The sequence below is a fragment of the Bacillus solimangrovi genome (assembly GCF_001742425.1).
Lineage (GTDB): Bacteria > Bacillota > Bacilli > Bacillales > Bacillaceae_N > Bacillus_AV > Bacillus_AV solimangrovi.
The window spans coordinates 1-16,375 of the sequence record NZ_MJEH01000041.1 but is presented as its reverse complement, the minus strand read 5'-3'; the positions used below and the strand labels follow the sequence as shown (position 1 = coordinate 16,375).

13 protein-coding genes and 1 riboswitch are annotated in these 16,375 nt (G+C 35.5%); of the genes, 9 read left to right on the top strand and 4 right to left on the bottom strand.

Annotated elements, in window-relative coordinates:
* Positions 1–35: 35 nt before the first annotated feature.
* From BFG57_RS13490 to BFG57_RS13485, 3 genes are all read left to right on the top strand, one after another.
* Entirely contained in the window at positions 36–2,972 is a 2,937-nt protein-coding gene (locus tag BFG57_RS13490; protein WP_069718023.1) for a beta/gamma crystallin domain-containing protein, read from the top strand.
* 502 nt (positions 2,973–3,474) lie between these two features.
* On the top strand, positions 3,475–3,741 hold the full coding sequence (locus BFG57_RS19160; protein ID WP_217627933.1) for a hypothetical protein: 267 nt from the start codon (positions 3,475–3,477) through the stop codon (positions 3,739–3,741).
* Between the two features lie 286 nt (positions 3,742–4,027).
* Positions 4,028–4,127: riboswitch (purine riboswitch) on the top strand.
* 45 nt (positions 4,128–4,172) lie between these two features.
* On the top strand, positions 4,173–5,462 hold the full coding sequence (locus BFG57_RS13485; RefSeq protein WP_069718022.1) for an NCS2 family permease: 1,290 nt from the start codon (positions 4,173–4,175) through the stop codon (positions 5,460–5,462).
* Between the two features lie 63 nt (positions 5,463–5,525).
* Here the strand turns inward: BFG57_RS13485 and BFG57_RS13480 are convergent, their stop codons facing one another.
* A complete protein-coding gene (locus tag BFG57_RS13480; RefSeq protein ID WP_069718021.1) occupies positions 5,526–6,179 on the bottom strand; it encodes a DUF3889 domain-containing protein in 654 nt (217 codons plus the stop codon).
* Positions 6,180–6,622: 443 nt separating this feature from the next.
* Between BFG57_RS13480 and BFG57_RS13475 the strand changes: the two genes are divergently transcribed.
* The 6 genes from BFG57_RS13475 to BFG57_RS13455 all read left to right on the top strand — a co-directional run bounded on the left by BFG57_RS13475 (position 6,623) and on the right by BFG57_RS13455 (position 12,858).
* On the top strand, positions 6,623–7,135 hold the full coding sequence (locus tag BFG57_RS13475; protein WP_069718020.1) for a hypothetical protein: 513 nt from the start codon (positions 6,623–6,625) through the stop codon (positions 7,133–7,135).
* 311 nt (positions 7,136–7,446) lie between these two features.
* Positions 7,447–8,217, top strand: coding sequence for a TerC family protein (locus BFG57_RS13470; RefSeq protein ID WP_069718019.1), 771 nt, complete (start codon positions 7,447–7,449; stop codon positions 8,215–8,217).
* 264 nt (positions 8,218–8,481) lie between these two features.
* Positions 8,482–8,772 (top strand): hypothetical protein, encoded by a 291-nt coding sequence (locus BFG57_RS13465; protein ID WP_069718018.1) that lies wholly within the window; start codon positions 8,482–8,484, stop codon positions 8,770–8,772.
* Positions 8,773–8,828: 56 nt separating this feature from the next.
* Positions 8,829–8,969: a hypothetical protein gene (locus tag BFG57_RS19060; protein WP_175428359.1), complete on the top strand. Its 141-nt coding sequence runs from the start codon at positions 8,829–8,831 to the stop codon at positions 8,967–8,969.
* Between the two features lie 541 nt (positions 8,970–9,510).
* Positions 9,511–12,084 (top strand): EAL domain-containing protein, encoded by a 2,574-nt coding sequence (locus BFG57_RS13460; protein ID WP_069718017.1) that lies wholly within the window; start codon positions 9,511–9,513, stop codon positions 12,082–12,084.
* A gap of 96 nt (positions 12,085–12,180) precedes the next feature.
* Positions 12,181–12,858: an HAD family hydrolase gene (locus tag BFG57_RS13455; RefSeq protein ID WP_069718016.1), complete on the top strand. Its 678-nt coding sequence runs from the start codon at positions 12,181–12,183 to the stop codon at positions 12,856–12,858.
* Between the two features lie 104 nt (positions 12,859–12,962).
* On the opposite strand, the gene BFG57_RS13450 is transcribed toward BFG57_RS13455, so the two are convergent.
* The 3 genes from BFG57_RS13450 to BFG57_RS13440 all read right to left on the bottom strand — a co-directional run.
* On the bottom strand, positions 12,963–13,592 hold the full coding sequence (locus BFG57_RS13450) for a class I SAM-dependent methyltransferase (RefSeq protein ID WP_069718025.1): 630 nt from the start codon (positions 13,590–13,592) through the stop codon (positions 12,963–12,965).
* 147 nt (positions 13,593–13,739) lie between these two features.
* The gene (locus tag BFG57_RS13445) at positions 13,740–14,348 is read right to left on the bottom strand and encodes a GNAT family N-acetyltransferase (RefSeq protein WP_083249268.1); all 609 of its coding nucleotides are present in this window, start codon (positions 14,346–14,348) and stop codon (positions 13,740–13,742) included.
* Between the two features lie 210 nt (positions 14,349–14,558).
* A partial coding sequence (locus BFG57_RS13440) for a TRAP transporter permease (protein WP_069718015.1) occupies positions 14,559–16,375 on the bottom strand: 1,817 nt, incomplete at its 5' end.

The following is a 16,375-nucleotide window of genomic DNA, read 5'->3' as shown; positions in this document are numbered from 1 at the left end:
CATAGAAGGCATATTGAACAAATGGAGACCCATATTTGGATGACTGGAACAAATATAAGGTAGCAATTGATGCTGTATCAGCAAGTATTACGTATGTACATCCAGACAAGGGAGAAAAAAACTTCAAAGTGTATGCAAATGACCCAAGGCGTTCTTATGCATCAAGTAATCCTGAAACAACGTTAGGTGATGCACTTAAGCTTGTGCTTGATGCGGAAGTTGTTGATGGGAAGTTTCTAATTGATGGTGAAGAAGTAAATAATGATTGGAGAATATTCATGTTATCAGAAAATGATGATGACTATGATATTCTCCAACAAGCGGATGACTTGTTTGAGATCGAATTACGACCTGATATGGATATTATAATAGAAAAAACCGATCTTAATGGCTCTCCATTTGTTCAATATGCCTTCTATGAGGAAGGTGGTAAACGAGTTGTTGCAAGCATATTTGAAAATGGTTCTTCAATTGATTATGTGAAAGCTAAGGTCCGTACAATAACTGGTGAAGCGAAAACAATTGATCTCATTGATGAGGATGAGAAAGGAGAAATTGATGGTATTTATGAGTCTCCTAATCAAGTTGAATTACTAGATCTTACTTACCAAAATGCTGAAATTGAAGTAAGAGCAGTAAATGGCGAAATAACGACGACATATATTCTTACTCCAGAAGGTGAAAGTGTTAGAGGGTTAGGATATGTTCCTTTAAATAATGTGAAGGATGTAACCGATCGTATTGATACTCTATCACAAGATTATCCGACAGCAGAGGCGTTTGTTTTTGAAGTAAAAGATACAAAAACAACTTCTAATATGCATCGAGCAAAGGTTGGGAATCAAAAGGTGTATTTAGGGGTAAACAATCAGCCTACAGAATATAGAGGAGCTGCTACACGATATTCTTTGTTTAGGGATAAAAATTATGACTCAGATCAAATTAATTTAACAAGTTCTGTCTCTGATCTGCGAAGTGGGGCGATTGATAGTCTAAGTAATAAAGCTAGCTCGGTGAAATTTAAACAAGACGACTCTGGCAGTGGGATCGTCTTATACAATAAGTACGATTATAGAGGGAAAGATGATGTTCTAGCATTAACAGGTTCTGATAAAGATATTACTGATACAGACATGAATGATCGTGCATCATCAGTACGCATAATTGGTCAATCAGGTAAGCCATTCGTTAGACTATATAATAATAAAGTAGCAAATAAGAATACTAATAGTTATGGTTCAGATTATGTCGATGTTCATGGTTATAAAGATATATCTGGATACTTCAACAATAAAGCATCTTCATTTGAAGTAATTGGCGGAGAAGATATGAACTATTTCACCAACATACAGCTCTGGGATGTTTTAGGAAAAGATGACAATAAATTATATAAGCAGAATAAGGATAACTATATACCGCTACAAGATCTCGATAGTTTGAATAATAAGGTTTCTCATGTTCAACTTATTTGCACTGAAGATGATTGTCCAACGTTTAAACTTTATAAGGGAAAAGATTATAAAAATGAACTTTTGTATCACTCTATATCACCAGGATTTACGAGTATGTCTAATAATGAAATAAACGAGTATATTGATAAATTTGACGAAGTATCATCAATTAAAGTAAAGAATAACAGCGATAGACTATCAAAGATCATTATTTATAAAGACAATGGTAACTATGCAGTGATTGATAGCTCAATTTCTGATTTGAGTAGCTTTAAGGACGTTATCTATAAAGGGAAAAGTTCAGGAACGAGAGATTTTAATAATAAGATAGTGGCTATTAAGTTCTATTATGGAGTGGTGTATCGCTTCTATACTGGTAAGAACTATTCTGGTTCGTACCAAGATTACATTATTGGTGAGGATAACATAGGCAGTGATTGGAGTAACAAGTTCAGCTCAGTGAGAGTTCTTAATCCGCTACCTGAGATTGGATTAATCGCATATGATGAAACAAACTATGGTGGAGATTTCTTACCGGTAGTAGATGATATCCCTGATTTAAGTGCAGTAGATTTTAATAATAAGATCTCTTCAGTTAAGCTAATTACTCGTATTCCAGAAAAGCGACCTACACATAATACGACAATGGTAGTTTCAAGTAAAGATTTGTCATTTAAAACATCAAATAAATACTTTGGAGAAGGTACTTCTGTTAACCTTATAGGTTACTTTGAGCGAACTGACCAATCATCGAAATTCACTCCGTATGAACATAATGTTAAATATGCGACAACTGGTTCATATTCATTTGATACGGGTATAAACGATGCAAGGGGTTATCTCGTTCAAGTCGATGCGAATAGAGTGACATCAAATAAAGTTAGAATAAAATTGAATGATACGTCCAATTCAGAATTAGGAACATCAGCTACACATGCGTTAGGGCTTGAAGCAGGTGCAAAATTTAATCCGAAGCATAGTAATGTCGTATTTGTACCAGCAAAGAATAATGATCCTTCTAGAATATCGGTTGATATCGAAGTAGGTGCTTGGGACGATAAAGAAGATCAAGATGGAAACGTACCAAGCTATAACGTTAAGGTAATAGGATATTTTGCAGAAGATGCTGCTTCAAGTAATGATTTGTTTTATGAGAAGTTTGATACGCCTGTCGCAGTAGCATCACCTTCGGTAACAGATGAGCGCACGTCACGAGTAACTCTACAAACGAGAGATTTTAGGGATGAGCCGAAAGGGTATTTAGTGAATGTGACAGGGAAACATATAGGAGGTAGCAACTTCAAGTTCTCTATCAATGAAAATTATATTCACCTTGGGACAGCTGCTTCAGTAAATGCAAAAGGTGAGGATCCTCGTTCTGTTCATCATAGTGGACTGATGTACGTAAAAGCTAATTCAATCGATGCGTATTTGTTAGAAATGACACCAAATTATGGTTCATGGATTGCTGTTGATTCAGATGCAGAGATTGATGTAGAGGTTGTTGGATATTTTTATTAATAAAGGTTTAGTAAGTGTTTAGATAAATAATACGGTTGTAAAGGAAATACAAATGATCGTTGCGAAAGAGTCAGCATACTAAATGCTGGCTTTTTCATTTGAGTGAAGGTAAGTTCTTTTTAGTATTAAATAGATACAACACAAAATGAAACTTGTGACAACGATAGTTACAATAAATATTGTTTATAATCTAGTTTTTTAATTCCATATGTATCAAAGGTAATTGGGTGAGTCTAAAGGATAGTTGTAATTTTATGTTAAAATCAACATACAAATAGTGAAAGACTGTTCATCAACGATCAAAGTTAAGTTATCTTTAAGACTATGAATTGTACATGGAAGGTGAAATGTTATTAAAAAAATTTTACTCCCAGTGATTTATGTAAGTGAATGAGTATTCTTCTTTTATATTTTACTTTTTGTCATTGTATTTAATCTGATATTTTTTGCTAATTTGGTTTTTGTGAATGCCTCATGGGAAGAGTCTGTTTCATTGCCATTTATGGAATCATTGATATTTATATTAGGAATAGGCATCTTGTGTTTTATATATATTAAGTATTTAGTAGGTAGTGCATTATACAAAAAGATTAAAGAAGTCGTTTGGGGGACATTATTCGTTTCAAACTTTCTAAGCTCTATTTTTTGGTTTAGTATAAGTTATTCGTTTTTGTCTAATCAGGAACGTATTTTACTAATGATCTCTATATTAGTAAGTGCCAGTTTAACAATTCAGATTGTCTTAAAATATCGAAATAAAATTACATAATCGTCTACTCTTTCAATCTGGAAGATAAGGCTTAAAAAGTCAAAATATGAATTGTAACTCCATAGTTTCTCACCTTTTTTATCGAAAAAGTGAGAGACTGTGGAGTTTTTTAATATATTTTTTGGTGGTTACTCAATTTTTATCAGCGATTAGAAGTGAACAGTTGATCTGAATCATGTGCTAAAGAGTATTTAAAGGGATTCGTATACAGTTGTTTATGAGTGTTTTAAAAACGAACATTTTTTAATTGACTTTAGTTTAATGTTCGTTTAATATAACGTTTGTCTTGAAAAAATATAAATTGATTCGTATATTCTCAGTAATTTGGTCTGGGAGTTTCTACAAGGAACCGTTAATTCCTAACTACGAATGGGTGTATTTATTGTATCCATTTACAGTTTGGAATTTTTTATTTTAAGGAGGATTTTCAAATGGAAAGATTTTTTAATTTGCAGGGGTTAGGAACGAATGTGAGAACAGAAGTGATGGCAGGCATTACGACATTTCTGACGATGGTATATATAATTATCGTTAACCCTGCGATTCTTTCTGCAGCAGGAGTACCGTTTGAGCAAGTGTTTGTGGCAACGATTATTGCGGCAGTAGTTGGAACATTAATAATGGCGTTGTTTGCAAATTATCCGATTGCAATTGCACCTGGGATGGGCATGAATGCATATTTTACGAGTGTCGTAGCGACACAAGGTGTTACGTATGAATCGGTATTCGGAGCAGTCTTTTTAGCAGGACTTATTTTCTTTTTATTAAGCTTTACGAAGTTGCGTGAGACATTAATTGAAGCGATTCCTGCTTCATTGAAATATGGTATTACATCAGGAATTGGGTTATTTATTGCATTTATTGGATTGAAGATGTCTGGCATTGTTGTAGCAAATGAAGCAACACTCGTAGCATTTGGAGACTTACATCAACCTGTAACGTTATTATCTTTACTCGGTTTGTTTATCACATTGATTTTGATTGCGCGTAACGTGCAAGGAGCATTATTTATCGGTATGCTCGTAACGGCTATTGTTGGTTATTTCGTTGGACTATTACAGTTTGATGGAATCGTATCTGCTCCACCGACACCTGTGTTTTTTGACTTAGATATTGGCGGTGTGTTCTCGAATGGTCTCTATACGGTTGTATTTGCATTTTTATTGGTGACAATCTTTGATACTACAGGTACGATGATTGGAGTTGCAGAGCAAGCTGGTTTAATGAAAGATGGAACGTTTCCTAGAGCGAAGCCAGCATTGATGGCGGATGCACTTGCTACGATTGTCGGTTCAACATTTGGAACGAGTCCATCAAGTGCATACATTGAATCATCATCTGGTGTAGCGGTTGGAGGACGTTCAGGATTAACGTCGCTAGTTGTTGGAGTTTTGTTCATCATCGCATTGTTTTTCTCACCATTTGTTTCAGCGATTTCATCACTACCTGCGATTACAGCTCCAGTATTGATTATCGTTGGTTGTTACATGATGGAAGGCTTGGCGAAGGTTGATTGGAAAGTGTTCGATGAGGCGTTTCCTGCGTTCGCGATTATCTTAACGATGCCATTAACTTCAAGTATCGCAACAGGTATTGCGATCGGATTCATTACGTATCCATTAATGAAAGTTGTAAGTGGTAAAGCGAAGCAAGTTCATCCAATTTTATATGTGTTTGGAGTGATCTTTATTATTCAGATGGTGTTCTTCCCAGCACATTAATAAGAATTGTGAAACTTCCATTTGAGGAGAAGAAAGAAAGCTCCCATTAATGGAAGTTTTCTTTCATTGAACTTCTTTAATAGAATAGGATATAACTCTATTCGTGTTTGGATTATAGATTACATTTGCGCGGATCTGTAATTCTTTTTGTTCAGACTTCAGTTCAAACAAGAACGTTTCTCTGATTCGTGAAGGAGCTACTTCCTTTTTTTCAACAAAGCCATAATCAATTACATCATATCCTGGGTAAGCAGATTGTGTGATCCCTAATAAATATTCGCCCCATTTTTCTTGTGAAAGGATAGGCGATGGGATAATTTCGACATTAATAATACCTACGCTCGGATTTACGCCTAGTGCTTCAAAGGCCTTTTTGTGAAGGTTGATTTTGTTTGCTGGATAGGATTCGACTTGATCGACAACAGTCACAATAATTTCTCTAGGTAATTGTGGGGAAAGGGTTTTGACCTTGAGAGACTGTCCACACTGATAAGATGTATTTGTTCCAACAGCAGCCGTCATATAGAGAAAATCTGACCATGCAATTCCACATTTCGTGACGGGCCCACCTTCTGTCCATGTTGCTTGCCCTTGTATGACTTGTTGACGTTGCATGTAATCGTTATAATAATTATAATAATTTGGATTGTGAATATAAGGATAAGCTACGTAATGATAATATCCATTGTGATGGATATAAGGATAGTAGGGATACATATGAACCTCCTTAATATGTGAGTATTGCCCATATTGATTCAACTATCTAATAGTAGAAGCTGAACGTTCAACCTAATGGGAGTTTCACTTTTATAACATATGCTGTAACTGGGTTTGCTTGTGACAGTCCAATGTTTTTTTAGCATGGATCTTAGTTATAAGCGTATTGTAATGAGCGTTAGTCATTTTTTAATTGGGCAATTTTTACTAATGGAAGCTTTACTTATTAACGTGTCAACTGACGCTAAGACCCCCACTTCAAAACATAAAAAAGTCAACGAAGTTTAAATGGGAGAAGGCTTTTGTCATACCTTTGTGATAGTAACCGTCAGTAATTATCTGATTGATTTAACTAACCATCAGTCGAGGATGAAGAAAAACCCCCATTGATGGAAGTTTCACTTTATAATGGAGTACGAGATGATATAGGAGTGATGGATTGAATGAAGAAAATGTTGTTGTTGCTATTAATTACAATGCTGGCACTCGTGGGATGTCAGAAAAAAGAGCCGCTAACGTTTAAGGATAAGTTATGTGTGCTCGTATCGCATGCTGATGAGAGTTGTCAGATTGCGTATCACTTTGATGCAGAGGTGCCGCTCGTTTTTTATGAGAATGACCAGAAGGATTTGATGGTGGCAATATTAAATGATGCGGGGAATAAAGCGCTTGAAATTACAGGTGCACCTCAGTTGTTTAAGCAAATAGAGGATGGAGAATTGTTCACATGGCATGGAAGTGAAGTTACTGATCAGAGTGTGGCACTTATATATGGGTTAGCGGATGATTCTGTTCAATCGGTTGTTGTTGAAAGTGAAGGGAATATCCAAGCGAACCGAATTCGAATCGATGGTGACTTATCATTATGGTATGTAGCGAACAAAGATGGACAATTAACGATGCCGATTAAAGTAAAAGCCTATGGTGAAGGTGGAAATATCATTGGAGAAAGTTAAGCAGCACGAGTAAGGTGTGTTGCTTTTTTAATTAAATCAATTAAAAGGTGTGCAAAGTGTGTAGCCTTTAATAGTCTGATTGATCTGTTAATTACAAAATGTGGCTAATGATAGATTTAGTATTTTTGAGTGAAAGTATGGTATAGTGTCGTTAGCTGAATGTAAGGTGAAAACATTACATCTATTAATAACAATAGTAAAGAAAATAGAGGTCTAATAGTTGTCATGATTGTTACATAGCTATATAGCTGTCGTTGTGTCATGTGCTAACGGAACATCATGATGTGACATGTAGTTTGGGAGGAATTTGATTGGAAATTTTAAGAAGTATTATCGAAACATATGCGCTCTTTTTTGATTGGCAAGCATGGGTTGAAGTATTATCTGATCCAGTTTCATGGGGATTTATCGGAACGCTGGTCATTTTGGAAGGGTTATTATCAGCAGATAATGCGTTAGTTCTAGCGGTTATGGTGAAACACTTGCCAGAAAAACAGCGAAAAAGGGCACTTACTTACGGATTGATGGGAGCATATTTCTTTCGATTCTTATTCATCGGACTTGGGACATATTTGATAAAGTTCTGGTGGTTGAAAATATTCGGAGCGGCATATCTTGCATGGCTCGTATACGCCCATTTCTCTAAAAAAGGTGGGGGCGATGAAGCTAAGGGAATGAAGAAAGATGGCTGGCTCGTCCGTACATTCGGTATGTTTTGGGGAACTGTCATAGCAGTAGAATTAATGGATATCGCATTCTCAGCAGATAGTATTTTGGCTGCACTCGCTATATCTGAAGAAGTGTGGATTCTTTTAGTTGGTGGAATGCTTGGAATTATTATGATGCGAACAGTTGCTGGAGTCTTTATCGTTTTAATTGAGAAGGTTCCAGAACTTGAGAATACAGCGTTTATCTTAATTGCAATTATAGCATTGAAAATGTTCGCAAGTGTGTTTGGCTTCCATGTTGAACATTCAACATTTTTCGGTGTGTTAATTTTAACGTTTGCAGCTACATTTGTACTGCACTATCGAAATAAAAGGAAGCAAGCAAAGAAAGAAGTTGCTGCAACAAAAGAATAATAAGATAACATCCCTTCTAAGAGTTTTATTGCCTTAGAGGGTTTTTTTTTGTTGATGAGGTGTTGTCAGTCATAATTAGATTGGTTCAACTGGAAGAAAAAAATTCTGTACTTTACATCAATAAGTTTAATTTTATGAGAAAAAATGAGAAAGAAATGTAAAATCTTGACCGTTTAGAAGGATTTTCTAAGAGGAAGTGGAAAGTAGAAAAATAGAGAAAGAGTGAGCGAGTCTATTTGGGATATAACATAGAAAGGAATGGTGATGTTGAGAACAATTCGAACGAGAAGGGATATTGAGAAATTTTTAAATGAATTTGACCGAATAGCTCAATACGATGTCGACAATCAAAAATGGTATTTTGTTTTTGTTGATTATAATCGAAGTGGATTCTGGACATTAATGAAAAAGGATGAACAGTGGTCCTTACATGGAAAAGGAGATACGTATTCTGATATTCAAGAAAGATTAATAGATAGAGAAGAGGTATATCGTCACCTTTGGAAATGTCGAAAAGCAGTAAATGAAGAATTAAAACGAAAAGTTCTCGTCTAAATTATGACGCTGGAATGCTTAACCTTACTAAACGTAGTTGTACAGGTGGGATAGTCGTGTATATATTAGCACTAATAATACTTCTTTCAACGTGGTGGATCGTAGCAACGATAGAAAAACATGCTAATCGTATTGTTGAGAGGCAAAATTGGCAAATTAACCTATTGGCAGAGATCAAATCTAAAATGGAAGATTAAACGAAAAAATGAGAATAATCATATTGGATGGGCTTGAGGGATAAAGATCTTCGGGCTCGTTCTTTTATTTGGACAAAAATGTGAATATGGATGCAGTTATAGATTCTTCTAACATGAGAACGAAATATTGAAAAAGATGTTAGATGTTACTTTATATCCATAAAGTAACTAAAAAACATAAAATTAACTAGTTTACTCTATTAACTAGAATTTCCACATATTATAATAGTAATAGAAATAAAACTATTATGATCGTGTTAAGTCATTCTTGAACTATAAAAGATATCCTTAAAAAGCCTTCTATGTTGATACATTTCCTTCAGTTACAAATCTGTGTTTTCTTGAAGTATTGAAGCATATATTGTACAACGATTGCTTGTGTTTTTATTGAAGAGAGTGGCTTTTTTTATGTTCATGTTTATGCCATTTACACTCCTAATCATGAGTGTTGGTTGGGTTGGTTCAAATAACCATCAGTGTAGGGGGAAGAATATTCTATACTGATAGAAGGTTCACTTTATATAAAAAGGGTGATGCGCAAGTGTTGAAAGATCTGTTTGAAAGACTTACTCAGATTGGGCAGGAATCTAACGACAAGCAGATAGATGTGCTTAATTCGATTGATGCGCTGAAAGCGATGTTTAACTATTATCCTCATTTTATTCACATATTAGATACAGAACGAAATTTTTTATACTGTAATGACAAAGTGGAACGGTTGTTAGGATACTCAAATGATGAATTTTTGGAATATGCAAATAAGTTCGAATTTTTCCTCTCAGAGAATAGTCAGCCTAGCGTGTTAAGTCAACTTAATAGAGCTTTGAATGGAGAAGTCGTTCAATTCGAATCTGAAGCCTTACACAAGAGTGGTGAGCTTGTTTCGGTATACATGACACATTGTCCAATTATCGTTGATGGAGATGTCATTGGCTTATATGGTGTGACAAAGGATATAACAGAAATAACAACGGATGATAAGAAGCAACTAAAAGAAATCGAAGCACATTTTCAATCGATGTATCATAATTTGGATATCGCATTCTGGTCAATTGATATGATTCATAATCGAGTGATACATTGCTCTAACGCGATCGAGAAACTGGTTGGATATACGGTTGTGGAGTTTGAAGAGAATATCGGATTGTGGGAAGAGATTATCTTTCCTGAAGACCACATTAAGATTGAAGAACGCAGAAAGCGATTAGTAAAAGGTGAACAGACAAGTATTCAATATCGTATCTATCATTCAAATGGGGAAGTTCGTTGGATTGAAGAGCAAACGATCCCTGTACAGAACGAATTAGGTGATGTTATTAGAATTGATGGTGTAATTGAAGATATTACTTCTAAGAAACAACTAGAAGAGAAATTAGAGCAAATAACGATGTATGATTATTTGACAGGTTTACCGAACCGTTGGACATTTGAACAGAAACTTGAACAAGCAATTGCTCAAGCGAAAGAGCGTAATGAGAAGCTAGCTGTATTCTTTTTAGATCTTGATAAATTCAAACATATTAATGATAATTTAGGCTATAAAATTGGTGATAAAATGTTAAACGCAGTTGCACAGCGGTTACGTGTTCTATCAAATAGAGATGTGTTCGTAGCAAGAACACGAGGCGATGAATTCGCATTATTTCATTCAGGAGCTCAGAGTGACGATGACATCTATCATTTATCGAATTCGATTGTTGAAACGCTAAGAAGAGAAATTCTAATTGAAGATTTCAAGTTATATATAACAACTAGCATGGGGGTCAGTATCTTCCCGAATGATGGGACGGATGTGTACTCTTTGCTAAACAATGCTGATATTGCTTTGACACGTGCAAAGGAAGCTGGAGGAGATAAGTGGAAGATGTACGCTTCATCTATGAGCATCGAAGCATATAAAATGTTCGTCCTTGGACACGATTTACGTAGAGCGTTAGAAGCAGAGGAATTCTACTTAGAATATCAGCCTATCGTAACAGCCAGTGATGGACTATTAATCGGAATGGAAGCTTTGATCCGTTGGAGCAACCGAGATTGGGGTAACGTCTCTCCTGGCGTATTTATTCCTTTAGCAGAAAGCAATGGGATGATTTGGAGTATCGAGAATTGGGTATTGAAAACGGTGTGTAACCAATTAAATGAATGGAAGAAAGCAGGGGTAGAGCTTCTTCCTATTTCAGTGAATCTTTCTCCTAATCGATTATTACGTGCTAATTTCATCGAAAATACACTGGAAACGGTTAGAAATGCAGGCATCGAACCAAAATGGATTAAGTTCGAGTTAACAGAGCGCTCGGTAATCGAAAATGAAGCCCTAGCTAAAAGTGTCATAAAGCAATTAAGTGAAGAAGGTTTCTTGTTTTCATTAGATGACGTTGGAACAGGTTATTCATCAATGGCATTGGTAAGTGTACTGAATCTGGATTGTTTGAAAATCGACCGATCCTTTATTAATCAAATGATGAAAGAAAATCGCTCGAAAAGCATCGTCAAAGCACTCGTCTACTTAGGTAAGGAATTAAATATTCCCATTATCGCAGAAGGTGTTGAGACGATTGAACAGTTAGAATTTCTAAGACAAATTGAATGCTCGAATATTCAAGGGTTTATCTTCTCAAAGCCAGTTAAGTCGGAACGTTTAATGGATTATATGCAACTAGGTCGCCTAGAACCAGCAGAGCAAAGTGAACGTAAGCAACAAGTGATGAAACGCAGGAAGTATTTTAGGGTGGAATTTCCGAGTTTACTTCAGGGAGAGATGACAATATCCTCTTTCAAAGGAAAAGCCGTTCAATTAGGAAGCTCTAAAATATTAATAGCTGATATAGGACTTGGTGGTTTGCACTTCTACTCCAATGTCGATATGCCTGTTCACCCTGAGATTGTGCTTACGTTTACAACAGAACAGTTGTCTGTTCGTGGTACGGTTGAATGGAAACGCGGGCATAAAGGGTATTACGAATATGGTGTTCAATTTAGGATAGATGAAATAGATCGGATTGAATTACAACAGAGGCTCGATCAGTTAACAAGCGAAATTGAACATAATGATCACAGCTGTCAATCTTCATATCAATCAAAAATGATCACAGCGTTTTTTAATACAAAACCGTAGTGAAAGAGAGCCTTAAATAGCAAGGAATAAGGTTCTTTTATATGAGAATTAGATTTTGATAAGCATGAATGAATTTATTTGGAGGAGAAGTAATAGATGAGTACTTATCATAATATTTTATTTGATTTAGATGGAACGATCAGTGATCCGAAAGAAGGAATTATTAACTCACTTCAACATGCGCTTCAGAAAATGGGCATTGAAGAGGTAACTGAAGCGAAATTACTATCTTTTATTGGTCCACCGCTACAAGTTAGTTTTAAAGAAATTTTTTCTTTTACAGATGCCCAGGTTGAACAAGCAATTGGTTACTACAGAGAATATTTTAAAGAGCGTGGGCTCTATGAAAATCTTTTATATGATGAGATGAAAGAGCTATTAAGTAGGTTGAAAAACGAAGGAAAGCGTTTGTTTGTTGCGACATCAAAACCGACTGTATTTGCCGTTGAAATTATAAACATGTTTGAGCTAGAAGGTTTGTTTGATGGGATTGTAGGCAGTGAGTTGGATGGAAGACGAATAAATAAAGCAGAAGTGATTGAACATGTATTGGTTTCCAATAAATTAGAAAAAGAGAATTGCATCATGATAGGGGATCGAAAGCATGATATTATTGGCTCTAATAAACAACAGATACATTCAATTGCTGTGACGTACGGATATGGAAACAAAGAAGAGCTAATCGAACATAATCCAACCTTCATCGTTAATAATGTGCTTGAACTTGAAGAGGTCATACTAGGAACTAAGATGAAGCTTTCTTACGAGGTTTAGTTAGTTAATTAGGTTAAACAATTGAGTGAGATCGAGTATATGAATAAATACTATACTAAATGATAAAGTTAATTTTTAAATAAAATGAAGCGAACTTCTTTTGCTTAGAAGCTCGCTTCAATTTTCTTGACAATGATTTTTCTATACATGCCATTAAACATTACGGGAGCATCTTCTGTTACGAATAATTGGTCTTTGTAGTTTTCGCATAGTTTTTCAAAGTTTACTCCGATGTCAGTGCCTAATAATTTAATGACCGGTCTAATTGCTTTTTTCATAGGAGAAAGCTCTTTGTCTTTTGGAGTAAATTTGTCGAAAACGATAATTTCTCCTGCTGGCTTCAAGACTCTTAACATTTCTTTGAGGCACTTATGTGGATCAGGAACAACCGATAAAATAAGACTGCCCACAATTAAATCAAAATGATTATCACTGAAGCTCATATGTTGGGCATCCATTTTGGCAAATTGTATGGAAGAGCCTTTAAATTTATTTCTAGCCTTATTAAGCATATCATCAGAATAGTCGATTGCTGTAATATGTAATTCATTATGATTGACTAATTCCAAATCTGCTCCAGTTCCAACTCCAACGAAAAGTATATTTTGATTTTTAGTAAACTTTGTATCTTGAAATATTTCTTTTCTTGCTCTAAGAAATTGCCCACTGTTAAATAACTTATCATATATAGGAGCCGCAAATTTATAAATTGTCCGATTCCACCGATTGTTCATTCCGTCACCCCATTCTATTTGTCCGATATGATTTAACCTAGTTATTCGGAACATCGAGAAATTCTCAATATAGTGCCTTAAAGAACTTATCTTTTCTCATATCATTGTTTCAATAATTGTAGGGACGAAAGTTATGGTATTTATATTTTATTTATTTAATTTGTAATGATTGTAAGACTGATCATCGATTTCAATTTTACTGACAAAATTGAACCCACACTTCTCGATCACTTTATTTGATCCATGGTTTTCAGTAAGTGCGATTGCATTAAGTACGCCAACATTTGTTTCTTCAAATAAGTAGTTTACTAGTCCTTTTGCCGCTTTTGTGGCATAACCTTTGTTTTGGTAGTGCTTTGATACAGCATACATAATTTCTCGGTTTGGAGCAGGCAATTCATCTTTAATTCCTGTACAGCACCAACCGATAAATTCATTCGTATCTTTCAAAAGGATTCCTAGTTTTAAAAATTGGTCTTGCACATTAGGTGTACCTGTTACAGCTTTTGAAAATTCTTTATTTGCTGGAATTTCATAATTGGATACCCAATCTAACCGATTTTCTCTTGTTGACTTCCAATCAGGCAAAAACTTTGAAACTTCAGGTTGATTAGAGATGGAGTAAATATGATCTACGTCCTCAACAGCAAATTCTCTTAAGTAAATATCACCACAATCTATCGTAAATAGGTTGTTTAGTTGATTTTGAAGTACGATGTCTTTATTTGACACTACAAACCCTCTAATAGTCTGCATATGCTTTACCCTTTATGAGCAAGTCCGTTTTAATGGATATTATCATTTTATGGAAAAAAAGGGTTTTCTTCAAGGGTAATTTTCTGAAACTTCAAATAGCAATCTATTATTATGAGGAGTTCCTTACGTTTCAAAGTTGATCTGATTTGATCAACGATCCATCAGTGGGGATGAAGGGAAATCCACTGATGGAAGTTTTTCTTTGCTTGTTTATGTGTGTAATGTTGTATCGGTCGGTTTACTTTTATAATTGGTTATTAATAAAACGAGAAAGGCGATCATTCCGATTGAATCAGTAATGATTTCAGGTGTAATTAATAATAAAGCACCTATAATAACAAGGATACGAATTGGGAACTTTACAGGATTACGGAAATAGCCTTCAGCACCAACTGAGAGCATAAAAACACCAAGAATGGACGTTATGAGAATCATAATTACTTTTCCTACTGTAGCATCAAGCATGAGCATTTCAGGTGAGAAAACGAACATGAACGGCACTATAAAGCCTGCAATCGCCAGTTTCATTGCTTGGAAACCTGTTTTATTCGGATCTCCTCCACTTATACCAGCGCCTGCAAATGCAGCAAGTGCTACTGGAGGTGTGATATTGGCGAAAATTCCGAAATAGAAGACGAACATATGGGCAATGAATATCGCTTGCTCACTTGATCCTGCTAACTCTCTAAAGAGTGGGGTGCTTAATAAAATTGGTGCTGCCATCGTACTCGTAATAATATACGTTGGGATACTTGGAAGTCCCATACCAAGAATAATCGATGCGATCATTGTGAAGAACAGAGTAATAAGAAGCTGAAGTAACGGTGATTGAACGGATTCACCAATTGCAACAATCGAGTTTGCAAGCTCTAATGCGACCCCAGTCAATGTTGCAATACCAACTACAATTCCTACACATGCACAAGCAAGTGCTACACCAAGAGAAGTTCTTACACCAGATTCTAGGGCATCTTTGACATCATGTAGTTCTAATAATTGTTCATCTAAGTTCAAGCGTTGACGGATTAAGTTAATACAGAGTGGAAAAACGACGATGAGAATTAATATCCATAGGTCATCGCGGACACGAGGTATCGCTCCATCTGCAAATAATGCAAGGGCTTGTTCTTGGAATAAAACGAAAATCATAATTGGTGTTACAGCAAATAATGTTCGTTTTGATGCTGAAATGAAGATAGTTGATACGATTGACCAAAATGCTGCAAATAATGGAGTTTTTCCAGAAAATAAAAGGATTAATAAGATAAACATCGGAATAAGCAGATGCCCACGTTCTGCAAGCACTTCTTTCGTTGAAGGTAATTCTGAACGAGCAATTCCTTCTAACTTTCGTTTTGATGCACGAAAATGTACTTGTAATAAAACACCGAGATAGAAGAGGAAAGCTGGGATTATCGCTGCTAAGATAATTTTCGTATAAGCAATTGATAAGTTTTCAGCCATTATGAAAGCTGCTGCTCCCATAATTGGTGGTAAAATTTGTCCACCGACACTTGCTGCTGATTCAACAGCACCTGCAAAATTCGGTTTATATCCAATTTTTTTCATAAGAGGAATTGTGAACGTTCCAGTCGTTACGACGTTTGCGACTGCTGCTCCATTAATGGAGCCAAGCATGCCACTTGCAATGACTGCTACTTTTGCAGGTCCACCTTTCGTATGTCCTGCAATTGCTAATGCTAGATCATTGAAAAGCTGTCCCATTCCAGACTTACTTAAGAAAGCCCCAAATAAGATAAAGAGAATAATATAACTAGCAGAAACACCGATAGCAGTACCAAGTATCCCCTCAGTAATAAAGACGAGGTGACTTATGATTGATTTTGCAGTTGCGAAAATGACTTTTTCATTTAATTGTGGATAAATAGAGAGTTTCGTATAAAAACCATAGATTAAGAAAATAATAGCTAAGATTGGAAGTCCCCATCCTGTTACACGCCGTGTTGCTTCTATTACGAGTATGATTGCGAGTGTGCCAATATAAAAATCTAATTCATTAATACGAC

Excerpts from the sequence above, each read along its gene's own strand:
- BFG57_RS19160 (WP_217627933.1), top strand. The coding sequence starts at position 3,475 with ATGGAATCATTGATATTTATATTAGGAATAGGCATCTTGTGTTTTATA.
- BFG57_RS13485 (WP_069718022.1), top strand. The coding sequence starts at position 4,173 with ATGGAAAGATTTTTTAATTTGCAGGGGTTAGGAACGAATGTGAGAACA.
- BFG57_RS13480 (WP_069718021.1), bottom strand. The coding sequence starts at position 6,179 with ATGTATCCCTACTATCCTTATATCCATCACAATGGATATTATCATTAC.
- BFG57_RS13475 (WP_069718020.1), top strand. The coding sequence starts at position 6,623 with ATGAAGAAAATGTTGTTGTTGCTATTAATTACAATGCTGGCACTCGTG.
- BFG57_RS13465 (WP_069718018.1), top strand. The coding sequence starts at position 8,482 with ATGTTGAGAACAATTCGAACGAGAAGGGATATTGAGAAATTTTTAAAT.
- BFG57_RS13455 (WP_069718016.1), top strand. The coding sequence starts at position 12,181 with ATGAGTACTTATCATAATATTTTATTTGATTTAGATGGAACGATCAGT.
- BFG57_RS13450 (WP_069718025.1), bottom strand. The coding sequence starts at position 13,592 with ATGAACAATCGGTGGAATCGGACAATTTATAAATTTGCGGCTCCTATA.
- BFG57_RS13445 (WP_083249268.1), bottom strand. The coding sequence starts at position 14,348 with ATGCAGACTATTAGAGGGTTTGTAGTGTCAAATAAAGACATCGTACTT.